The 23,767-nt window shown below is 46.2% G+C and carries 19 protein-coding genes; 17 read left to right on the top strand and 2 right to left on the bottom strand.

Going from position 1 to position 23,767, the window contains the following annotated elements; genetic code table 11:
• The first annotated feature begins 42 nt into the window (after positions 1-42).
• Both Q9R46_RS13670 and Q9R46_RS13665 read left to right on the top strand, forming a co-directional pair.
• On the top strand, positions 43-981 hold the full coding sequence (locus Q9R46_RS13670) for a Gfo/Idh/MocA family protein (protein ID WP_311280402.1): 939 nt from the start codon (positions 43-45) through the stop codon (positions 979-981).
• Between the two features lie 47 nt (positions 982-1,028).
• Positions 1,029-1,343, top strand: coding sequence for a hypothetical protein (locus Q9R46_RS13665; protein WP_145331852.1), 315 nt, complete (start codon positions 1,029-1,031; stop codon positions 1,341-1,343).
• 76 nt (positions 1,344-1,419) lie between these two features.
• Here the strand turns inward: Q9R46_RS13665 and Q9R46_RS13660 are convergent, their stop codons facing one another.
• Complete coding sequence (locus tag Q9R46_RS13660; RefSeq protein WP_090922593.1) at positions 1,420-2,238, bottom strand: AraC family transcriptional regulator; 819 nt, start codon at positions 2,236-2,238, stop codon at positions 1,420-1,422.
• A 192-nt stretch (positions 2,239-2,430) separates the two neighbouring features.
• On the opposite strand from Q9R46_RS13660, the gene Q9R46_RS13655 reads away from it, so the two are divergent.
• The 6 genes from Q9R46_RS13655 (at position 2,431) to Q9R46_RS13630 (ending at position 7,881) form a co-directional block, all read left to right on the top strand.
• Positions 2,431-3,543, top strand: a complete 1,113-nt coding sequence (locus Q9R46_RS13655; RefSeq protein ID WP_311280401.1) for a Gfo/Idh/MocA family protein — start codon at positions 2,431-2,433, stop codon at positions 3,541-3,543.
• Positions 3,544-3,699: 156 nt separating this feature from the next.
• Positions 3,700-4,668: a sugar phosphate isomerase/epimerase family protein gene (locus Q9R46_RS13650; RefSeq protein WP_090922589.1), complete on the top strand. Its 969-nt coding sequence runs from the start codon at positions 3,700-3,702 to the stop codon at positions 4,666-4,668.
• 24 nt (positions 4,669-4,692) lie between these two features.
• Positions 4,693-5,421, top strand: coding sequence for a ThuA domain-containing protein (locus Q9R46_RS13645; protein ID WP_145413147.1), 729 nt, complete (start codon positions 4,693-4,695; stop codon positions 5,419-5,421).
• A gap of 340 nt (positions 5,422-5,761) precedes the next feature.
• Positions 5,762-6,058 carry a winged helix-turn-helix transcriptional regulator gene (locus Q9R46_RS13640; RefSeq protein WP_397386382.1) on the top strand — a complete coding sequence of 99 codons (297 nt, stop codon included), beginning with the start codon at positions 5,762-5,764 and terminating at the stop codon, positions 6,056-6,058.
• 182 nt (positions 6,059-6,240) lie between these two features.
• Positions 6,241-6,969: a hypothetical protein gene (locus tag Q9R46_RS13635; RefSeq protein WP_311280399.1), complete on the top strand. Its 729-nt coding sequence runs from the start codon at positions 6,241-6,243 to the stop codon at positions 6,967-6,969.
• 195 nt (positions 6,970-7,164) lie between these two features.
• The gene (locus Q9R46_RS13630; RefSeq protein ID WP_311280398.1) at positions 7,165-7,881 is read left to right on the top strand and encodes a hypothetical protein; all 717 of its coding nucleotides are present in this window, start codon (positions 7,165-7,167) and stop codon (positions 7,879-7,881) included.
• Between the two features lie 144 nt (positions 7,882-8,025).
• On the opposite strand, the gene Q9R46_RS13625 is transcribed toward Q9R46_RS13630, so the two are convergent.
• Positions 8,026-8,742 (bottom strand): Crp/Fnr family transcriptional regulator, encoded by a 717-nt coding sequence (locus Q9R46_RS13625; protein ID WP_145331848.1) that lies wholly within the window; start codon positions 8,740-8,742, stop codon positions 8,026-8,028.
• Between the two features lie 428 nt (positions 8,743-9,170).
• Between Q9R46_RS13625 and adhE the strand changes: the two genes are divergently transcribed.
• From adhE to Q9R46_RS13580, 9 genes are all read left to right on the top strand, one after another.
• The gene (gene adhE / locus Q9R46_RS13620; RefSeq protein ID WP_145331847.1) at positions 9,171-11,783 is read left to right on the top strand and encodes a bifunctional acetaldehyde-CoA/alcohol dehydrogenase; all 2,613 of its coding nucleotides are present in this window, start codon (positions 9,171-9,173) and stop codon (positions 11,781-11,783) included.
• An 873-nt stretch (positions 11,784-12,656) separates the two neighbouring features.
• Positions 12,657-12,824: a hypothetical protein gene (locus Q9R46_RS13615; protein WP_311280397.1), complete on the top strand. Its 168-nt coding sequence runs from the start codon at positions 12,657-12,659 to the stop codon at positions 12,822-12,824.
• A 275-nt stretch (positions 12,825-13,099) separates the two neighbouring features.
• A complete protein-coding gene (gene pflB, locus Q9R46_RS13610) occupies positions 13,100-15,358 on the top strand; it encodes a formate C-acetyltransferase (RefSeq protein ID WP_311280396.1) in 2,259 nt (752 codons plus the stop codon).
• Between the two features lie 85 nt (positions 15,359-15,443).
• The gene (gene pflA, locus Q9R46_RS13605) at positions 15,444-16,196 is read left to right on the top strand and encodes a pyruvate formate-lyase-activating protein (protein ID WP_145331845.1); all 753 of its coding nucleotides are present in this window, start codon (positions 15,444-15,446) and stop codon (positions 16,194-16,196) included.
• A 297-nt stretch (positions 16,197-16,493) separates the two neighbouring features.
• Entirely contained in the window at positions 16,494-18,788 is a 2,295-nt protein-coding gene (locus Q9R46_RS13600; protein WP_311280395.1) for a stalk domain-containing protein, read from the top strand.
• A 330-nt stretch (positions 18,789-19,118) separates the two neighbouring features.
• Positions 19,119-19,589, top strand: coding sequence for a Fur family transcriptional regulator (locus tag Q9R46_RS13595; RefSeq protein ID WP_311280394.1), 471 nt, complete (start codon positions 19,119-19,121; stop codon positions 19,587-19,589).
• 2 nt (positions 19,590-19,591) lie between these two features.
• The gene (gene yidD / locus Q9R46_RS13590; protein WP_311280393.1) at positions 19,592-19,846 is read left to right on the top strand and encodes a membrane protein insertion efficiency factor YidD; all 255 of its coding nucleotides are present in this window, start codon (positions 19,592-19,594) and stop codon (positions 19,844-19,846) included.
• Between the two features lie 422 nt (positions 19,847-20,268).
• Entirely contained in the window at positions 20,269-22,338 is a 2,070-nt protein-coding gene (metG, locus tag Q9R46_RS13585) for a methionine--tRNA ligase (RefSeq protein WP_311281027.1), read from the top strand.
• Positions 22,339-22,599: 261 nt separating this feature from the next.
• Entirely contained in the window at positions 22,600-23,661 is a 1,062-nt protein-coding gene (locus tag Q9R46_RS13580) for a metal ABC transporter substrate-binding protein (RefSeq protein ID WP_311280392.1), read from the top strand.
• Positions 23,662-23,767: the final 106 nt, after the last annotated feature.

Here is a 23,767-nt window from a genome sequence, read left to right as displayed (position 1 = left end):
GAAGGCTGACGAATGAAAATAGCTGAAGGTGGAATGCTCATCATGGAAACGATCAAGCGCACCCGAATTGCAATCATCGGACTCGGGGGAATCGCACGTAAAGTATATTTGCCACTGCTCACGGCCCATCCGCGTATAGAGGTTGTTGGCATTATGAACCGGTCACCTGAACCAGTAAAGGAGATTGGTCAGGCGCATCGCATTGAGCGGGGCACAACCGATCTGAAAGAGCTGCTGTCCTGGGATTTGGATGCGGTATTTGTACATACGGCAACAGAATCCCATTTCGAGATTGTGATGGCATGTCTGGAGAAGGGACTGGCCGTTTACGTAGACAAGCCATTGTCCTATACCTTGCGGGAGTCTGAAGAGATGACGGCATTCGCAGAAGCACAGGGCTTGCTACTTGCTGTTGGATTCAACCGCAGATTCGCACCGATGTATCTAAAGGCGAAAGAATGGATGCATGGCGGAAAGGGTTACGAAACACTCACCCTGACCAAACATCGCACAGGTTTACAAGATCGCCCGGCCGCCGAGACCATCTATGATGATCTCATTCATATGCTCGATCTGATGTTATGGTATGCAGACAACGATGTGCAACTTGTGCATCAGTGGCTTCGCCAAGATGATCAAGGTAGGTTGCTGCACGCGGCTGGAACAGCCAAGCAAGGTAAAACGGCACTCGCCCGGTTCGAAATGATTCGTGCCGCAGGCGCTGATCTGGAAAAGGTAGAGATGCACGGCGGAGGAAGATCCGTAGAAGTCGTGAATATGGATACAGCTTATTATGCAGAACAAGGGGAACTGGATACAAAAGAGACATTTGGAAGCTGGGATACCGTACTGGCACGCAGAGGTTTCGCCGGAGCTGTAGATCATTTCCTTGCTTGTCTGCATACACCCGATGACTGCCAGATCAGTGCGAGTTATGTCATGGACAGTCATGAGCTGGCTGAGAAGCTGATTACGGGATAAGTAAATACAGTGTACAGTTGAATGAGATAAAGGAGCGCTAACAAAGCATGGATGAGTATCAAAAGGAACGCAACAAACAAATTGAGGACGCCGTCATTGAGTCGTATAAGCAGGAAGAAGAGATGATGATTTTGGTCTTTGCTCAGTGGTGTGTAAATAACGAGCTGGACCCCGAAGAGATGTACCGGCAAGCGTATCCCGAGCAACAGAGCAATGAGCGCTTGCAGCAGGTACAGAAGCTGATTGTTCCCAAGGAGGAGGCTGGAGATATTCCAGACGATACTGTGCTTGGTGTACTCTCTATGTTTGGCAATGAAGACCTCGCTATGGTCGTGTCCGAGGCCATAGCCGCGCGCAAATAAGTGTAAAAGGCGTATACTACTGCATCACCATAATGGTAAGCAATTGCACGCTAAACAGTGTTTGACGTGCAATTGCTTACATTTGTTCCCGGTGAATAAGGCGAAATTCTTTTGGTGACATGCCGAATCGGGAGCGGAACACACGATGGAAATATGTATAATTGTTAAAACCGGATGATTCGGAGACTTGTTCGAGGGTCATCGGACTAAAAATAATCCGTTCTCTGGCCATATTAAGCCTTACATCGAGCGTATATTGCATAATGCTTTTGCCAAACGTTTCTTTAAAAAGATGCACCCCTCGTGACACGCTAATGCCCAGATGCGTTGCCACATCCTCCAGTTTGAACAGAGAAGAAGCATTTTCCTCGATATAATTTTTAATTTCATAAGCAACATAATTGGTTTTCGTATGGGTTGGATGCTCGGATAACAATCGATCCACTTCCAGACATAATATACGCATGTAATAACTCGAAATCTCGGGATAAGGATTGGAAAGGCGACGTTGCTCCAGAATCAACTGTCTGAACAGAGTTAACAGACTCTCGGACAATTCAACCTTGATTCGAGTCGGCCGCTTATGGTGTTTCCACCACTCATCCACCCAGGAACCGTTGAAGAAAATATGATAGTCCCCACTTTCCACAAGCCGCTCCCCCATAGGATTGTACTCATTGTCTATTCTCAGTTCATAAGGCTCATCCGGGTCAAAAAGAAGCAAGTCTCCTGCGTCAACTCTGGACATGGAGCCATCAATGCGAGCACGACAGCGTCCATCCGTTTGAAGTCGCATCAAGTAATTTTTTACCCCGTCCAGTTGTACCATGCTATAAGGTTTGCGATGAAATGAAAAGCCAGCTGTAAGAACTTGGCAGGAAAAGTCTGTTGGCATAGGTATACTCCTTGTGTGATTTCCAAAATTATGACCAGATAGTTCATGTTTCAATCATATTATTCATTTTAATTGAAGCGCAAACAGAATACCATAGACTTAGAGTTGAGCAACATAAACAAACTATGGTTTCAACAAGCATTTTAAACAAATGAACATGGTTCTTACATGCGTAAGGAGATGAACATCATCGTGGAAAAAATGAAAGCAGGCATCATCGGCTGCGGCAATATCAGTGCGATTTACTTAGAGAATCTTAAAACCAATCCTTATATCGAGGTTGTGGCGGTCGCTGACCTGATCCGTGAGCGTGCTCAGGAACGGGCAGATGAATTTAATATCGCAAACGTTTACAATGTAGATGAGTTGTTACAGAATGACGAGATTGAGCTTGTGCTGAACCTGACGATTCCGGGCAGTCATGCCATGACTGATCTGGCTGCTCTGGAAGCAGGCAAACATGTGTATGCCGAGAAACCGCTGGCCATTTCGCTGGAAGATGGACGCAAAGTAGTCGAGCTTGCCGAGGAAAAGGGACTGTACGTTGGCTCTGCGCCGGATACGTTCCTTGGATCAGGCATCCAGACTGCTCGCAAAGCCATCGAAGAAGGTTTGATTGGCAAGCCGATTGCGGCTACTTCCTTCTTTATGGGCGGAGGGCCGGAGGCATGGCATCCTGATCCTGAGTTTTTTTACATGGCAGGGGGCGGGCCGATGTTTGACATGGGCCCATATTATCTGACGGCTCTCATTACGCTACTTGGCCCGATCCGCCGGATCAGCGCGTCTGCAGGCATTCAGATTGCTGATCGCAAGGTTGGTTCTGGTCCAAAAGAGGGAACCACGCTTCGTGTCGAAACACCGACCCATTTGGCTGGAACGATCGATTTTGCGGACGGAGCTATCGCAACGATGATTACAAGCTTTGATATCCGCGGCGCTTCGGATCTGCCACGTATCGAAATCTATGGTACTGCTGGCACACTTAGTGTACCTGACCCTAACTTCTTTAATGGTGAAGTCAAGCTTCGCCGTTATGGTCAAGACACATGGGAGACAGTTCAGCCGGCCTTCGAAAGTGGCCACAATGAGAGGGGCATTGGACTAACCGAGATGGTGGAGTCCATTCGTGCCGGACGCGAGCATAAAGCAAGCGGCAAGCTGGCATATCATGTGCTTGAAGCCATGCATGCATTTCAGCGTTCTTCTCTGGAAGGCAAGCACATTCATCTGGAGAGCACCTATGACAGCGTTGTAACAACCAATGCCAGTCCATCCGAAAACGAAACAGTTGAATCTCATTAATGGATAATGAAGCTTTAAGCTTGAAGATCCATGAGTGATAACGTTGAATTTTCGGGATAGAATCATGCTTCTTTTTCCACAATAACTAAACAAGCATGAGAACGGAACAGCAAAACACAGCAATCATACATTATCTAAATCAGGGAGGAATTGCACTTGAAACTCGGCGTATTTTTGGTACTATTCGGTGGACGTAAATTAGAGGATGCACTTGACTATGTAGCTTCCAAGGGACTTAAAGCAGTAGAGATCGGAACAGGTGGACACCCGGGGAACGCTCATTGTAAGCCAGATGAATTGTTAAGCAATCCTACAGCACTTAAAAACTTCAAAAATGCGGTGGAATCACGCGGTCTGACGATCAGCGCTCTTAGCTGTCACGGCAACCCGTTGCATCCGCAAAAAGATATTGCAAAGGGTTTCCATGATGATTTCGTAAAATCGGTAGAGCTGGCTGAAAAGCTGGAAGTACCTGTTGTGAATACATTCTCGGGCTGTCCGGGAGACCATGAGGATGCCAAGTATCCAAACTGGCCTGTGGCGCCGTGGCCAAATGATTTTCAAGAAATTTTGAAATGGCAATGGGAGAACAAAGTGATCCCTTACTGGACGGAGTGGGGCAAATTTGCCGCGGATCGTAACGTAAAAGTAGGTCTGGAGCTACACGGTGGATTCTCCGTGCATACACCTGCAACGTTGCTGAGACTACGTGAAGCCGCAGGCGAAGTCATTGGTGCTAACCTTGACCCAAGCCATATGTGGTGGCAAGGCATTGATCCGGTACAGGCGATCCACATTTTGGGCCGTGAAAATGCTATTCATCACTTCCATGCCAAAGATACAACGATTGATCCGGTGAACGTGAATAAACACGGGGTAACGGATATGCAGGATTACACGAACATGTTGGATCGTGCTTGGCAGTTCCGCTCTGTGGGTTACGGACATGATAACAAAACGTGGGCGGACATTATGAGTGCCCTGCGTCTGGTTGGATATGATTATGTGGTAAGTATTGAACATGAAGACGGTCTAATGTCGGTTGAAGAAGGATTCTCTAAAGCCGTGCAAAATCTCCAGCAAGTATTGATCGAGGAACCGCTGGGCGATATGTGGTGGGTTTAGAGCTATACTAGGGGGAAATTGAATATGATTAACGTCACCATTTGGAATGAGTTTGTCCATGAGAAAATACATGATGAAGTAAAAGAAGTATATCCGGACGGTCTGCACCGTGCACTTGCTGACGGACTTGGCGGTGAGGGATTTGCGATTCGTACAGCTACACTGGATCAGCCTGAACACGGTTTGAGTGATGAGGTACTGGATTCCACAGATGTGCTTATATGGTGGGGACATATGGCACATGATCGCGTTAGCGACGAGATTGTACAGAAGGTAGTGCAACGTGTATTGAACGGTATGGGTATGATTGTGCTCCATTCGGGTCATTTCTCGAAGCCTTTCAAAGCGTTAATGGGCACAAGCTGTGATCTCAAGTGGCGTGTAGCAGATGAGCAGGAGATCGTGTGGTGTGTCAATCCGTCTCACCCGATTGCGGAAGGCATCGACGCCAAGATCGTATTGGAAAAAGAAGAGATGTACGGTGAATTCTTCGATATTCCAGTACCGGATGAACTGGTGTTCGTGAGCAACTTCCAGGGCGGAGAGGTATTCCGCAGCGGATGCACGTTCCGTCGAGGCGAAGGCAAAATCTTTTATTTCCGGCCCGGACATGAAACGTACCCGACGTATTACAATCCGGAAATCTTGAAAGTGATCAGCAACGCTGTAAAATGGGCCTATCCTGCCCGCAGCTCGAAACCGCAATACGGCAAGAGCGAACCCGTTAGACCAATTGGTGGCGTGCTGGTCTAAGCCCGCAGAAGCGTTAGCTTTACTCATGGACACTCTTTATTAAAATTATAAGGTAATACCGGGAACCCTTCTCCAGGTCGTCAGACTGTGGTAGAAGGGTTCTTTTTGGGTAATATAGGGATATCAGTTGTTAAACGATATTTTCCATGGTTACCTGCCATAACGTGTTGTATACTGAAAGTACAGTCGCCTTGGATGCAAGTCTTGCTACTAAAATTTAAAGTTTTTTGAGGGAGACGTTTTCTTTAAAGCTCAAATGTGTTAATATGAAATATACTAACAAAACGTAAGTTGAGTGATCTCTAAAGAGGTGATGAAAGTGGAAGATCAAGATCTGCGGATGTGTCCGCGCTTTGAGACGGCGTTTTCTTTTTTGGGCAAGCGCTGGAATGGGTTGATTATTCAAACATTAATGAGTGGATCAAAGCGATTCAAAGACATCTCCAATCTGATACCGTCCATGAGTGACAAGATGTTGTCTGAACGGATGAAAGACCTGGAGAGCGAAGGTATTCTGGTACGTCATGTGTACCCTGAAACGCCAGTGCGTATTGAATATGAGCTGACTGAGAAGGGGAAGGCGTTACAGCCTGTAATGAGTCAAATTCAAGACTGGGCGGAGCACTGGGTGGAATAACCACCTGATGCTGTGTGCAGAAAGTACAGAAACTCTTGATTTCCAGTGAAATCAAGAGTTTTTGTCTTCTGTGACAGCTTAGATGGGACTTTTTCACTTATCCGTTGCACATGTTGTCATCAGATGTAGTATAATCTATAGAAAATGGCCGCAGACGGCCGGAGCGAAGGAGGCCACTTGTCATGAGAGAAGAAAGCTTATCCCGTGAAATACGCTACGGCAAACAAGATATTGCAGAACTTGAGAGCGCATCCATTCAGGTTCATCTGATTTATCAGAAAACGGCAGAACTGTTCAAACGTTCGGTTGATACACCTTCGGGTAGTAATGACCCTGTCCACAACGACGTGGATTGGATGAACAGCGCTGGCTCAGGATCGTCTCCGGCGGTGCTGCAAAAATGGATTCAAGCGCCTAGTGGCTGGAAATGTATCGGCTGTGAACTGCGGTTACCTGATCGTGTGTCTCATGCAAAACAGCAAACTTATAACGACCGGATTTGTCTGAAGGCCGGAAACGGTAAATTAGTCCAGATCGAAATGCTCATTCAGGCCGTTGTCTGGTCACAATACGAAAAAATCCGCATGTTTGCACCTTGGCTTGGTGACGAGCCGTTCTACACTGCGGAAGAACTGGAAGTTATTGCACGATATATAGTTCCGACGTATTTCTCGGATCGCCCATTGCATGAGCAGGGCAAAGTGTTCAAAATTCATCAGCCCTACGGTCATATTCCACTATATCAGGAATACGTAGATGCTCCGTCCTGCTGCGTACAGGTAGACGGTGCATTACTTGAAGGTCGTTTGCTTACTGGTGTTTTTGTATCCGATACTCAGACGTTTGGCCTTAATCCCTATGTGAAGGACGGCGACGGAGGCCGTACCTACATGCAGGCTTTTGTTCAATAGTGGTCTGGTCAAACGCATGGCTAATGCAGTATAGGAGGGTCTGCTTGCAGACTCTCCCTTTTTTGGATGGCAGGTGTTTTAAACGTTGAGAGGACAAAAGTAACGGCTTTGACACTGTTTTTTATCGAAGAATGTGCCATAATAAAGGGTATGGACAACAGGGTGAATGATTTTACGCAGGGTGGTGTTACCTACATGATGAAGAAAATTCCCGGTTACATAGGTCTATGTATGCTTGTTCTCGTCATTTTGACGGGGTGTACCAGAGAGACACAGCCTTCCGAACAGCCGGTTGTCTCAGAGAAAGATTCAGCCAATACGATTACGGTTGCCATTGACGGCAGTACTTTTTTACCTGATGCGACGAAGTCCATCAAGCGAGATTTCAGTGAAGGCCTGACGCTCAAAAAAGCTTTGCTGAACAGCGGGCTGGTTGATTTTACGGCAGATGGAAGACGCATACAATCCGTGGGTGAAGTTTCTCTTGATTCATCTCTGAGTTGGGCAGTGAAGCTGAACGGTAAGGATATTGCTCCAGAAAAGTGGGATACCGAGCTTCATGCTAAGGATGAAGTCATTATATACGTCAAAGCTGCTGACAGCGGGGGAGAAGGTGTCGCATATCAGACAACCCTGCTTAAAGTGAGCGGTGGTAGCGTGGAACCAAATCTGAATCGGCAGTATGCCGGTATTTATGTGCAAGAATGCACTGTTCGTGACGTATTAAAATCCAGTGGAGTTGTGCGTCTGTCGGAGAATAACAAGTTTGTTGTTGCCGTTGAGAATGTTATGCCTCGGACGAATCAGCGCTGGGTAATCAAGGTCAATGACAAAGAGTTAATGGAGAACGGATTGGATATGAAATTAAATCCACGGGATGCGGTCAAGCTTGAACTTATCAACGCATCCTGAGCACATACAAGGAAGTACGAAAGAAAAGCCCAATGTTGATAATGATCACATTTGGGCTTTTTTACCGTATTAAGAACTCTTTAAACAGTCGCAATAGCAAGCGAAAGGCGCTACCAGAGGTCGAGCCCTTAATTTACCAGTACGTCAAATGCGGCAGATCTCATTTGGGCACAATTCGCAGTGGCAAATGCCCTGCAACATTTTCAGGTCTTTGATCACAATCATGCCGTTGTCGTATTCAATGGCATCTTTTTTGCGAAGATCACTGAGCATGCGGTTTACACTTTCACGGGTAGCTCCAATCATATTGGATAGATCCGTGTGGGTAATTTTTTTATGAATAATTACATGGTCTCCATGTGCTTCCCCATAGGAATTGGACAACCGGATCAAGGTAGAACAGAGTGCCCCAGGTTTACCGTACAACATCAAATCCCGGAACTTCGTTTGCGTCAAACGATGGTGTATGCCCATCCACTTCATGAAATCAATCGCAAAGTCACAATGCTGACAGATCAGCATTTCCAGATCCTTGTGTTCCAGCACACCAATCTCGCTATCCTCCAGAACTTCCGCCGAGAAGCTGTGTCTGGAGCCGAAGAATGGATCAGCTTGACCAATCATATCGCCCGTCTGGTACATGTACATGATCAGTTCCTTGCCCTCGTCGGTGGATTTGGTGATCTGGGCACGTCCCCGTTTCATATAATAAAGTTTGTCAGAGACGTCACCTTCCCAGTACAGATGTGTTCCTTCCGGGTAAGTTCGGTCTTTCATCGTTACGAGCAGATGATTAAAATTCACTTCCGAGAAGCAGTTGGTGTTCCCGCGTTTTTCCAGTACGTTTGTTAGTTCTCCCATACGTTGATCTCCCCTTTATCTCCCCGGTCAGGCAAGTGTAGCTGAATGTTGCCCCCGAGGTTCGCCGCAAACTGTGCCATCCTGATCTGGTCATCTCGGCCGTGTGGAGGTACGGTACAAATTGCGGTGGTTCAATTTTTAAGTTCAGTATATACCTAAACTTACCGTTTGAGGGGCATGGAAAGCCTTTAAAAATGGCGAAATTCCAAACATTGTGATTAAATTCACTTTTATAGGGGAAGGATGAGGCTGTTGATCTACTATTTTAAATAGAGAGAGAAATCCCGTCTAAAAGGGGCTGTTAAAAACTTAATTAAAATTGTTCATACTTTGTGAAAAAAATCACATAATATATCTTTTCCCCATGATACGATGTGGATGTAAACAAGAGAGACAAACCAATACGAACCTTTAGGAGGATGAGGGAGATGGCTGTAAAGAATGAAGTCGCCCCAACAAAAGAACCGACAGCAGGTCAGTATATTCAAACGTTAATCGACAAAGCGAACAAAGCACATGCAGCATTCATGTCCATGGATCAGCAGCAAATTGACCGGATTGTGCAGGCTATGGCGCTTGCGGGACTGGATAAACATATGATGCTCGCCAAAATGGCCGTGGAAGAAACGGGACGCGGTGTGTACGAGGATAAAATTATTAAAAATATATTCGCCACAGAGTATGTTTATAACAGCATTAAATACGAAAAAACAGTAGGCGTTATCGAAGACAACGAATACGACAGCTTCCAGAAAATTGCGGAGCCGGTTGGGATTATCATGGGGATCACACCGGTAACCAACCCGACATCCACGACGATGTTTAAAGCACTGATTGCGATCAAAACACGTAACCCGATCATCTTTGGTTTCCACCCGTCCGCACAGAACTGTAGCCGCGAGGCAGCGAAAATTTTGCTTGAAGCTGCTGTGAAAAACGGTGCCCCAGCCGACTGTATCCAATGGATTGATGATCCATCCATGGATCGTACGAACGCATTGATGAACCACAATGATGTTGCTCTCATCCTGGCTACCGGCGGATCAGCGATGGTACGTGCAGCGTACAGCTGTGGTAAACCGGCACTGGGCGTAGGACCAGGTAACGTGCCTTGCTTTATCGAAAAAACCGCAGATATCAACCAGGCGGTAACGGATTTGATTCTGTCGAAGTCTTTTGACAATGGTATGATCTGTGCGTCTGAACAAGCGGTCATTATTGAAGAACCGATCTTCGACCAAGTGAAAAAGAAAATGATCACGAACGGCTGTTACTTTGTGAACAAAGAGGAAGCCGCCAAATTGACAGCAGGTGCAATCAACGCGGAGAAATGTGCAGTTAACCCGACCATTGTAGGTCAGTCCGCTGTGAACATTGCCAAAATGTGCGGCATTGAAGTACCGGCAGGCACTAAAATTCTGGTAGCCGAAATTGAAGGTGTGGGCACCAAGTTCCCATTGTCCGCCGAGAAACTGAGTCCGGTGCTGGCATGTTACAAAGTTAAATCTGCAAAAGATGGTATTGAGCGTGCAGCAGAAGTGGTTGCTTTTGGCGGAATGGGTCACTCCTCCGTTATCCACTCGAACAATGAAGAAGTGATCAACCAATTTGCGGATCGCCTGCAAACGGGACGGATTATCGTAAACTCACCTTCCACACATGGTGCGATCGGGGATATCTACAATACGAATATGCCATCGTTGACACTGGGTTGTGGATCGTACGGACGTAACTCAACATCTTCCAACGTAACTGCTGTGAACCTAATCAACGTGAAAAGGGTGGCTCGCCGTACCGTGAATATGCAATGGTTCAAAGTGCCGAACAAAGTCTACTTCGAAAAAGGTGCGACGCAATATCTCGCCAAAATGCCGGACATTACTCGCGTAGCGATTATTACGGATGCCGTGATGGTCAAACTCGGATATGTGGAAAAAGTAGAGCATTACCTGCGTCAACGTCAGACGCCTGTAGCCATTGAAGTCTTCTCAGAAGTTGAGCCAGATCCATCAACAACAACAGTAGACCGCGGTACAGCCATGATGGAACGCTTCCAGCCGGACTGTATTATCGCACTCGGCGGCGGATCACCAATGGATGCTGCCAAAGCGATGTGGTTGTTCTATGAATATCCAGACACGGACTTTAACAACCTGAAACAAAAATTCATGGATATCCGTAAACGGATTTACAAATATCCAAGACTCGGATCAAAAGCGAAGTTCGTAGCCATTCCGACAACATCGGGTACGGGTTCGGAAGTCACATCGTTTGCGGTCATTACAGATAAAGAGCATGGCAATACCAAGTATCCGCTGGCTGACTATGAATTAACACCAGACGTAGCGATTGTAGACCCTGAATTTGTATACAGCTTGCCAAGAACCGCAGTAGCCGATACCGGTATGGACGTATTGACTCACGCCATTGAAGCATATGTATCCGTGATGGCGAACGACTACACAGACGGTCTGGCAATCAAAGCCATCCAACTGGTGTTCCAATATCTGGAGCAATCCGCATTACAGGGTGACAAACTGGCACGCGAGAAAATGCACAATGCTTCGACGATTGCGGGTATGGCGTTTGCCAACGCGTTTCTGGGCATTAACCACAGCTTGGCGCATAAATGGGGCGGTCAGTACCACACCGCACACGGACGCACCAATGCGATCCTGATGCCACACGTCATTCGTTACAATGCGAAAAAACCGACGAAATTTGCATCGTTCCCGAAATATTCGCACTTTGTGGCAGATGAGCGGTACGCTGAAATCGCCCGTATTCTCGGATTGCCAGCACGTACAACCGAAGAAGGCGTGAACAGCTTGATTAAAGCGATCCGTGAGTTGAACAAAAAACTGGGTATCGAAGAATCGTTCCAGGAAATCGGATTTGATGCGAAAGACTTCGAATCGCGTGTAGATTACTTGGCAGATCGGGCCTTCGAGGACCAATGTACAACAGCGAATCCAAAACTGCCGCTTGTAACTGAACTGGCTGATGTGTACCGCAACGCTTTCTATGGCAAATTTGAATAACAAGCAACAAGCAACATTCAACAAATAACCATTTCAGATTGTTGCAAGTGATTCAGGGGTTCCCCATATCGGGGAGCCCCGATTGCCGTATAGTTGCAAAAAGACAGAGAAACAGGAAAGGAGGTGGGAAAGAGGGGAGTGAACAAGCGTACGGAGAGGTAAGCCCGAAAAGCGGCGAGGCGAGACATCCTTTTTTCAGGACAGTGTCCAGCACTGGAGTGTAGTAAGTCAAAATGGGCAGAAAAACGGAGAAGCGGAGCATTCGTTTTTCAGGAGCAGTTTCAGCATTTGTTACTCTACTCCCAGAGAAACGGAGTAATAAACCGCAGGAACAGCATGGAGCTCCGAAGTGTAGAAGTCAAAATGGGCAGAAAAACGGAGAAGCGGAGCATCCGTTTTTCAGGACTGATTTTTAGCACTTGTTCACTCCACTGCCAGAGAAACGGAGTAAAAACCACGGGAACAGTATGGAGCTCCGAAGTGTAGAAGTCAAAATGGGCAGAAAAACGGAGAGGCAGAGCATCCGTTTTTCAGGACTGATTTTTAGCACTTGTTACTTTACTCCCAGAGGAACGGAGTAATAAACCACGGGAACAGCATGGAGCTCCGAAGTGTAGAAGTCAAAATGGGCAAAAAAACGGAGAAGCGGAGCATCCGTTTTTCAGGAGCAGTTTCAGCACTTGTTACTCTACTCCCAGTGGAACGGAGTAATAGACCGCAGGAACAGCATGTAGCTCCAAAGTGTAGTGAATCAAAATGGGCAGAAAAACGGAAAGGCGGAGCATCCGTTTTTCAGGAACCTCCTTCAATCTTTCAGTTGCTCCGAGCTTAACGGAGCAATGGTTCCCCAAAACGGTGGGAACGGGAGGGGAGGTGGCTGTTTGCACAATAGAAGAGGTTCACACGATAACGGAGCGGGCAGGACAGACGGAAGAAGCGGAGCGTTCGCCTTTATCACCGGATTTTCACTTTGAAAAAGTGAATCGAAAAAATCCGGGGATAACAGCGATCTGTAGTTGTGCTGCCCGCGGAGTGGCCTAGTGTGAACAACCGTAAAAGCGTGCAACAAGACAACGCCCAACCAGAGTGAGAAAGGTCGCAAAGTTTGTGATAAAAATCACAGATGCTAAAATCAGCATGACTTATACTGAAAATGTAAAGAAAACAATCATTCCGCGGTTCCGGTTCCCAAGTAGAGAGATCGTGTTCCGGATAATGTGAAACAATTCACATAAATCGCGGATCTGGACATCTGATGATACGTGTACTGCAACAATGTGATGTGTCCAGAAATCCAAAAAAGCGGAGGGATTAAGATGTCGGTGATCGAAAAAGATGTCAAACAACAAACAGGCTGGAGAAACTTTACTAAAGGAACTTGGACCAAGACCGTAGATGTGAATGATTTTCTGGTACACAATCTGTCTCCATATTACGGGGATGAAGCTTTCCTCGCAGACGCTACCCAAAACACCAAAGAATTGTGGGATATCGTATCTGATCTGACCAAAAAAGAGCGTGATAATGGCGGCGTGCTTGATGTGGACGTGAACACACCTTCAACCATTACATCTCATCAACCAGGTTACCTGGATCAGTCCAAAGAGCAAATTGTCGGGGTTCAAACAGACGCTCCATTCAAACGTTCCATTCAGCCATTCGGCGGAATTCGTATGATGATTGATGCTTGTGAAGCATACGGTTTCGAAATGCCACAAGGTGTCATTGATATATTTACTAACATTCGTAAAACGCATAACCAAGGTGTATTCGACGCTTACACTGCCGAGATGCGTGCAGCACGTAAAGCAGGGATTATCACAGGTCTGCCAGATGCTTACGGCCGTGGACGGATCATCGGAGACTATCGCCGGGTTGCTTTGTACGGAGTAGACTTCCTTATTCGTAACAAAAAAGGTGAACTCAATGCACTCGAAGTCGACGTAATTGATGAAGATGTTATTCGTTTGCGCGAAGAGTTGTCTGAACAGATTCGTGCACTGCAAGAACTGAAACAACTGGGTGAGATGCATGGCTTCGATATTTCATTACCAGCAACAACGGCTAAAGAAGCATTCCAATGGTTGTACTTCGGTTACCTTGCAGCGATCAAAGAACAGAACGGTGCCGCAATGTCCCTTGGACGTGTATCCTCCTTCCTGGATATTTACATTGAACGTGATTTGCAAGAAGGTATCCTGACGGAAGAACAGGCTCAAGAACTGGTTGACCACTTTGTCATGAAACTGCGGATTGTCAAATTCCTGCGTACGCCGGATTACAACGAATTGTTCAGTGGTGACCCAACATGGGTAACCGAGTCCATCGGCGGGATGTCCGTCAATGGCGAGACACGTGTAACCAAAAACAGCTTCCGTTTCCTGCATACACTGCACAACCTGGGACCTGCTCCAGAGCCAAACTTGACGGTCCTGTGGTCCACGAAGCTGCCTGAAGCTTTCAAAGATTATTGCAGTAAAGTATCGATTGAAACCAGCTCTATCCAGTATGAAAATGATGATCTGATGCGTCCGATCTATGGCGATGATTACGGTATTGCCTGCTGTGTATCTGCGATGAAGATCGGTAAACAAATGCAATTCTTCGGCGCACGTGCCAACTTGGCAAAAGCATTGCTGTATGCGATCAACGGTGGACGTGACGAAAAATCGGGAGCACAGGTTGGTCCGGAGTATCCTGCCATTACAAGTGAAGTACTGGACTACAATGAGGTTATGAAACGCTTCAAACCGATGATGGAGTGGCTGGCTAAACTGTACATGAACACTCTTAACGTGATCCACTACATGCATGATAAATACAGCTACGAGCGGATTGAAATGGCACTCCATGACCGCGATATTCTGCGTACGATGGCTTGCGGTATCGCGGGACTGTCGGTAGCGGCGGACTCACTCAGTGCGATCAAATATGCCAAAGTTAAACCGATTCGCAACGAACAAGGCATTGCCGTTGATTTTGAAATTGAAGGTGAATTCCCTTGCTACGGCAACAACGATGACAGTGTAGATAACATTGCGGTAGAGCTGGTGGAAAGCTTCATGAGCATGATTCGCAAGCACAAAGCCTATCGTAACGCAATGCCAACGCAATCTGTACTGACCATCACTTCCAACGTTGTGTACGGTAAGAAAACAGGAACAACACCAGATGGACGTAAAGCAGGCGAACCATTCGCACCAGGGGCGAACCCAATGCATGGTCGGGATAAAAAAGGTGCGCTGGCATCGCTCGGCTCGGTAGCGAAACTGCCTTATGAACACAGCCTTGACGGTATTTCCAATACCTTCTCCATTGTGCCAAAAGCGCTGGGTAAAGAAGATGCTACACGCAAATCCAATCTGACTGCGATGATGGATGGATATTTCGGTCAAAATGCGCATCACTTGAACGTGAACGTATTTGATCGTCAGCAACTGATTGATGCAATGGATCACCCGGAACAATATCCGCAATTGACCGTACGGGTGTCGGGTTACGCAGTTAACTTCATTAAACTGACGCGTGAGCAGCAGCTGGATGTTATCAACCGTACGTTCCACGGTTCGATGTAAGTCATTTTTTCAGTAACCTTCTCAGGTATTCTGATTCAACATAAAATGAACGCATAGCGGATGCGAAAAGAAAGGAAGAGGCAACATGATGAACGGACATATTCATTCACTCGAAACTTTCGGGACGGTTGACGGCCCAGGCATCCGCTTCGTGCTTTTTATGCAAGGATGCCTGCTCAAATGTCAGTATTGTCACAACCCTGATACCTGGGCACTGGATGGCGGGAAAGAGATGACACTGGAGGAGGTACTGGCTGAAATTCAGCCGTACCTGTCCTACTATCGTAGCTCTGGCGGTGGACTTACCATATCAGGCGGAGAACCTACCCTTCAAGCTCACTTTGTTGCAGAAGTATTCAAGGAAGTCAAACGTCGCTGGGGGCTTCATACGACATTGGACAGCAACGGGTTCAATGAACCGGATCGCATTCATGATCTGCTTGACCACACCGACCTTGTATTACTGGATCTAAAGCATATTGATGACGAGAAACACATCAAACTGACTGGTAAATCCAATGAACGTACGCTGAAGACCGCAAGATGGTTATCCGATCATGGTCGTAAAATGTGGATCAGACATGTATACGTGCCTGGCATTCACGATCAGGAAGAGGATTTGTTGAATCTCGGGCGTTTCATTGGAACGCTGAACGGGGTAGAGAAGTTCGAGATTCTTCCTTATCATCAAATGGGGATTTACAAATGGGAAGCACTGGGTAAAGTTTATCCGCTGGATGGGGTACCTTCTCCAACCGAAGAAGAAGTGGAACGGGCATATCGCCTGATTGAGCAAGGTCGTGCAGAAACAGCTGGCGTGACTTGCTCAGGAAAGTAAGCGAGCAGTTATTCACAAGCAACCTTTACGAATATTGATTCGTAGAGGTTGTTTTTATTTTTTCATAATGAATGGTGTAACAAAGGCTTTTGCCATGGGAGCTGAAAATTCATTCGTTTAAATCCTATAGCTTGTTTATATTAACAGATAACTATTTTCATAGTTTTTCGCTTCTATTAAAAGTTTACAATTCTTATTCATTTTTTTTAGCAACTTTTCCCGTTTCTGAGCGTCTAATCATATGACTTTTAGAGGGGATATTAATAAAATGGGAGCAGAAGGAGCCAAAGACAAAGAATGAATTTGAAGAAGAAGTTGTCCATACTCACCGCTTTTGCTGTTTTTCAGGCTTTTGCAGTTATTCCTGCAAATGCACAAGCAGCAGAATCAAGCGAAGCTACGCCAGTGAATACCGCAAAAGTAAAATCCGTTGAGGTTGTGAAGAGAGAACAGCCAATTGCTGAGTCTGAAGTAAAATCAGGAGCAACGACTGATCCTGCTAACAATCCATCAAACAACACACCACCTGCAGACAATGAAAGCGCCATAGAAACGAATCAGGGAACAACGGCTCCTTCTGGAACAGAAGCTACACCGGTAAACCCGGAAACAGGAGCAAACGGGGAACAAGGAACAGTTGAAGAGACAAACACATCAAACACACCAACACCTGCTGAAGTAGAGCAACCAACGACTGGTGGAACAGCTGCGACGGTGAGATCCGCCGGAGACCTGACACTTTATATGAATAGCAACAAGATGGTTCAGGATGGAAAAACGTATCTGGCTGGACAGCCAATGGCTGTAAAATATGGTGTTTCCTACGTAGCCATTCGTGCATTGGTTGATCGGGTAGGATACGACGTGAAATATGATAATAAAACCAAAGAAACGATCATTCTCAGCGGTACCGACGAACTTCGTTTCAAAACAAACAGCAAAGTGTATACCGTTAACGGAGAATCCAGAACGATGAAAGGCCCCGCTTATCAAGAAAAAAATACGTTTATGATTCCATTAACATCCATCACACAAGCGCTGAATATCACATATACCGTGAATCAGCCTGCGAAGACGGTTGTATTGAAGCTTAACACGAAACCTGTAGCCAGCTTTACAGTACAAAAGGAAATTTTTGCAGGAGATCAAGTGATCTACACGACTAAAAACAGTTCGCCGAACGGCCTTCCTATTGTGGATGAGCAGTGGACTGGACGTCAGGATTCCTTTGATCAGCCAGGCGTTTACACGGTGACTTATACGGTTCAAGATTCCAGTGGTCAATGGAGTAACCCTTATTCGCTTACGATCAAGGTAGAGCGTCCGAATCTTCCTCCAGTAGCGATGTTTACAACGGATAAGGAAGAATACAAAATGGGTGAAAAAATCTCCTACACTGATCAAAGTACAGATGACGAGAACGCGATCGAAAAAAGAGACTGGAGCAACAATGCACTCGCATTTTTCCTTCCGGGACCGAAGACGGTATCTCTTACTGTCACAGATCAGCATGGTCTGAGCAACACCTATACGAAAGAGATTATGATCACAAGCGAAACGCTTTATAATCAGTCTGATTTCAACAAATTGTTCGTACCGGTAGGGGACAAATTTACATTCAACGGCGGGGAAGTTCCTGCTATGGAAAAAGTACCGTTTACGTACACGGATGAGCCAAGCTTGCTTATTCGTAGTAACAGCCCGGAAACCGTTAACCAGGAAGGCATCGTCTACAAGGAATCTTCCTTTGGGCAGACGCGTTTCATGATTCACCATGTCAATAATACGGGCAAAAGAGTAAAAATGTATGTAATTGCGACCAATAACAATCCATATACAGCTGTATTCGAACAGCAAAACATGGGCTTTGCAGGACCGACGCCATTTGCTACCGTTGCGGGTAAATTGTCCATCGATAAATGGTTCAAATCCATGCAAACGGGGGCAGATTCGAAGAGAGTATACATCCAGCCGGGAGAAAGTAAATTGATTCTGACGGAACTGAACAATATTTCGATGAAAGAAGGGCAGGTCATCTCCCTTTATTCCGACACTTTCAGTGATTATACACTCGACTACAACATTGTGATGATCGAAGAAAATAAAGATCCGATGGCCGTATTGTCTTCCTTGCCAATTCTGGACCGTGACGGCGTTCATAACCGTGGGACTTATCCAAACGCAACACGAATCATTACGTACGATCAGGAAGTTGGCACGAAGCCTTCCCGTCTGCCACTCGGGGATAACGCAAGTGACCCGAATCTCGACGGCACAGACCCGATGGCCTTCACAAGCGCTTCTAACGCTGGTAACTTCGGTGTACTGTACAAAATAACCCTGAACAATGTTGCACCGCGTACACTGATTTCGTTTAATCCTCGCGGAGGCAAGTATTACGGTTCAGCACTTGTGAACGGACAGCTGGTACAGCTGTCGAATAACAGCCAATCTCTAAGTGCGCCGAATGAACAGAATGTGCTGTATCGAACAGGTTCTTACGGTGAAAGTGTAACGATTGTTTTCTCTGCTGCCCCGGGTAGCAACTTGCCGGTAAACATTCTGTTTACCCCGCTTCCAGCCGAGAAATAATTGAGAAATAATATTCTAAGTAATCAAACCGTACGGTTTGGAGTGAAAGCTTATATTTTATATACCCGTTCACCCCAAAAGTCACCTGTATGACCTATATTCTGAACCGTCACCTGAAGGACTCCATATTTATGGGGTCCTTTGTCTTTAGTTTAAGTTTTTAGTTTAAGCAAAACGCCTGTACTTGCGTGTAGGGTTCCGTTGACTCTGTTCTTCATTTCATGCATTATTAGAGGTATACAAAAAGAGTAGAAGCAACGGTTTTTGCCAAAAGATTTTGTCGCATGATGAAAATGCAAAAGGTTTGTATGACAGGAGGTGCTTTAAATCATGCTGTCGACGGAAGAAATTATATCAACTATGTCCTCACAGGGACTTCGTATAACTGATCAGCGCAAAACACTAGCACGGTTATTTGCCGAGTCTCCGGGGTATCTTACACCCAAGGACGTCTACGAATATATGGGTAAGACATACAGCGGATTAAGCTTTGACACGGTGTACCGAAACTTGCGTGTAATGCAGGAACTGGGTGTACTAGAGCAAGTTGTCTTTGAAGATGGCGTGAAATTCAGAGCGAGTTGCAGTGAAGGCCACCATCATCATCATATGATCTGCCTGAAGTGTCAGAAGACCTACCCGATCGTTTTTTGTCCGATGCAGCTTGCTGATGCTCCCGAGCAATTTCAGGTGGTGGATCACAAGTTTGAAGTGTTTGGATACTGCAAGGATTGTGTTGAACATGCTCCAGCCAAGAAATCATCTGCACATCAGCATGCTCATAGCCACGGGAAGAATTGAAGATGAAACTTTCGCGTAGAATCATGCAAGCTCCAATTCGCGTATACCGCAATTATATCTCTCCATTAAAACCGCCGACCTGCCGATTTTATCCGACGTGTTCGGCGTATGCGATGGAAGCCATTGAAGTGCATGGTGCACTCAAAGGTTCGCTTCTAGCGGCGAAACGGATTGCCAAATGTCATCCGTTTCATCCGGGCGGTGTAGATTTGGTTCCGCCTAAGGTGGAGAAAAATGTAGTGATATCCGAACCGTAACGTGCAGAAGAGCCTGATGTTCATTTCACCCCGAAACTTGGCTCTATTCGGTGGTATACTTGACAACAAGGTCCGCATTTCAGTATATTTTTTCTATATGATTTTCCAGTGAAGGGATAAGTACAGACACACCCCCAGTGCAGAGAGCCGGAGAAGCTGAGAACCGGTCTGGGAGGAGGATGGAAGATGGTCCCGGAGGAACCTCTTTCGAGCGTGCAATCAGCGATTTGTCGCTATTGTCGTAAGCCTGAGGCGTGATCCAGCGTTAATGGGCGGTCGAAGGACCGGAAGAGCCTGCGTTTTGCGAAAAATGCGGGGAAATTGGGTGGTAACACGTGAGAGATACTCTCGTCCCATACAGGGCGGGAGTTTTTTTGTGTTCATTTTCGGATCAGGAAGATGGTTCCATTCGAGCGATTTGTATGTATTCGTTAGAACAATTGAAGGAGGAGAAGTCATTCATGACGGATCAAAAAACATTTTATTTAACAACGCCGATTTATTATCCAAGCGACAAGCTACATATTGGGCATGCGTACACAACAGTAGCAGGTGATGCAATGTCTCGTTACAAACGTTTGCGTGGATACGAGGTGCGTTATCTGACAGGTACCGATGAGCATGGCCAGAAGATCGAGCGCAAGGCTCAGGAGAAAGGATTGTCTCCACAGGCCTTTATCGATGAGATTGTCGTAGGCATCAAGGAACTGTGGAACAAGCTGGACATCTCCAATGATGACTTCATTCGCACAACCGAGGAGCGTCACAAAACCGTCGTTCAAGATATCTTTGACCGTTTGCTCAAGCAAGGTGATATCTACAAGGGTGAGTACGAAGGCTGGTACAGCATCCCGGATGAAACCTATTACACTGAAACACAGCTGGTGGATGTTGAAAAAAATGAGAAAGGCGAGATTATCTCGGCTAAAAGTCCGGATAGCGGACACCCGGTTGAGCTCGTTAAAGAAGAATCTTACTTCTTCCGTATGAGTAAATACGCGGATCGTTTGCTGAAATATTATGAAGAAAATCCTGGTTTTATTCAACCGGAATCCCGTAAAAACGAGATGATCAACAACTTTATCAAGCCGGGTCTGGAGGATTTGGCGGTATCCCGTACGACATTTGAGTGGGGTGTCAAAGTTAAAGGCGATCCGAAACACGTCGTTTACGTATGGATTGACGCGTTGTCCAACTACATTACAGCACTGGGCTACGGCTCTTCGGATGCTTCATTGTACGACAAGTTCTGGCCAGCGGATGTTCATCTGGTGGGTAAAGAAATTGTTCGTTTCCATACAATTTATTGGCCAATCATGCTCATGGCGCTGGATCTGCCATTACCGAAGAAGGTATTTGCACATGGCTGGCTGCTGATGAAAGATGGCAAAATGTCCAAATCCAAAGGAAACGTTGTGGACCCGGTAACCCTGATTGATCGTTACGGTCTGGATTCGCTTCGTTACTATTTGCTACGTGAAGTACCGTTTGGTTCCGATGGTACATTTACACCGGAAAGCTTCGTAGAGCGTGTGAACTCCGATCTGGCGAACGATCTGGGTAACCTGCTGAACCGTACCGTAGCAATGGTCGACAAATACTTCGAAGGCAAAGCTCCTGCGTTTGCTTCCAATGTAACGGAATTTGATGCTTCGCTGGAAGAAGCAGGACATGCAACAGTGGAAAAAGTAGAGCAAGCGATGGAGAACCTGCAGTTTTCTGTGGCGCTCACGGCAATCAGTCAATTTGTTAGCCGTAGCAACAAATATATCGACGAAACACAGCCATGGGCTTTGGCACGTGATGAAGCGAAACGGGCTGAGCTGGCATCCGTGATGTCCCATCTGATTGAAAGCTTGCGTATTGCTTCCATTCTTCTACAGCCGTTCCTGACTCGCGCACCGCGCAAAATCTGGGAACAACTGGGCATTCAAGAAGGTGAATTGACAGCTTGGGATTCAGCGAAACAATGGGGCATCGTGCCTGCTGGCAACGTATTGCACAAAGGCGAGCCGATCTTCCCGCGTCTGGATGCGGAGCAGGAAATTGCTTATATCTCTGAAGCGATGACAGGTGGACAAAAAGCAGCACAGTCCGATGCAAGCCAGGCAGAAGCCGGATCGGCTTCTCCAGCGTCTGCAGAACCTGTAACAGCACCTGAAGGCAAGGAAGAGATCGGCATTGATGATTTTGCCAAAGTTGAGCTACGTGTGGCACAAGTCATCGCTTGTGAGCCTGTTAAAAAGGCAGATAAATTGCTTAAGCTGCAACTGGATCTTGGTTATGAGCAACGTCAGGTTGTATCTGGTATCGCCAAGTTTTATTCGCCAGAAGAGATGGTTGGACGTAAAGTCATCTGTGTGACCAATCTCAAACCAGTAAAACTGCGTGGAGAGCTGTCCCAAGGTATGATTCTGGCAGCTTCTCATGGGGATCAGCTGACCCTGGCAACCGTACCGGACAGCATGCCTAATGGCGCGCAAGTGAAATAAACAGTTCCAAGAGCAACGCAAGCAACTGGGATGATCAATCGTACAGAGATTGTCACAAGTTGAAACAAGGGTGGTCCGAAGTGATTCGGACCGCTTTTTTTATGCTGAAAAAGAGCTGATAACAGAAGAACAAGCATATATTGTTATGAACTCCGCACTTCGGGAAAGAATGAATAGGATACGAGCCTTGACAATTGGGGATATGTTACCTATAATTCTTTCAGTAATGTTTACGATTAAGAGATGCGGAGTGAATCATATATGACTTTTATTCAAAAAAAGAGACAGGCACGATTAGACCGATCCAGCAAACTTGGCAAACGGAGCACAATAAAGCTACTTTGGAGCGGTCTGCTCATACTTAGTCTGCTTGTACTGTCTGCATGTGGGCAAAACAGCGAGAATACAGCCAAAATTGTTGAAGGCAAAGTTAATGTGGTGACCACATTTTACCCGGTATATGCGTTTACTGCAGCGATTGGCGGAGAGGATGCCAACGTCATTAACCTGTTGCCTACAGGAGTAGAGCCTCACGACTGGACACCGAAGAGCCAGGATATTGTAAATACGTCCAAGGCACAGCTTTTCCTTTACAATGGTGCAGGTCTGGAAGGATGGGTGCCGAACTTTTTGAAATCACTGAACAGTAATACAAAAGTAAAATCCGTGGCTGTCAGTGAAGGTGTCAAATTGTTAACGGCAGAAGGGGACGATGGTCACGGACATGGTGAAGAGCATGAGGATGAACATGCCGATGATCATGCAGACGAGAGTGGCAGTGAGGAACAGGTAGCTGACCATCATATCGATCCTCATACATGGGTTAGCCCCAAATCCGCAATGATCATGGCGGAAAATATCAAGAACAGTCTAGTCGAAGTTGACCCTACACACAAAGCCGGCTACGAGCAACGTTATGAGGAGCTTCATACCAAACTTGAGGCGCTGGATCAGCGTTTCACGAATGAATTAGCTTCCGTGACAAAGAAGGAAATAGTGGTTTCGCACCAAGCGTTCGGTTATCTTGCACGTGATTATGGTTTGAAGCAACATGCCATCATGGGACTGTCCCCGGATGCAGAACCAACTGGACAGGATATTGTAAAACTGGCTAAACTGGTTAAAGATGAAGGTATTAAGTACATTTTCTTTGAAGAGCTTGTATCCGACAAATTAGCCAAAACACTTGCCAGCGAAGCAGGGGTAGAAACGATGGTGTTAAACCCGGTGGAGGGCCTGACGCAGGAACAGGTTAAGAACAAAGATGATTATTTCACGCTGATGGAGAAAAATTTGCAAAATCTGCTGATCGCATTAAAATAAGAAGAATGAAGATAAACATCCAGAAGTCTTTGCTGTTTCATCGGCGAAGACTTTTGGAATGTTAAATAGTAAATTTACGTGTTTTTATTTATTATGAAGGGCGGCT

Origin of the sequence: Paenibacillus sp. RRE4, from assembly GCF_031844205.1 — a bacterium.
Taxonomy (GTDB): domain Bacteria; phylum Bacillota; class Bacilli; order Paenibacillales; family Paenibacillaceae; genus Paenibacillus; species Paenibacillus xylanexedens_B.
This window is presented reverse-complemented; position numbering and strand designations above follow the sequence as displayed.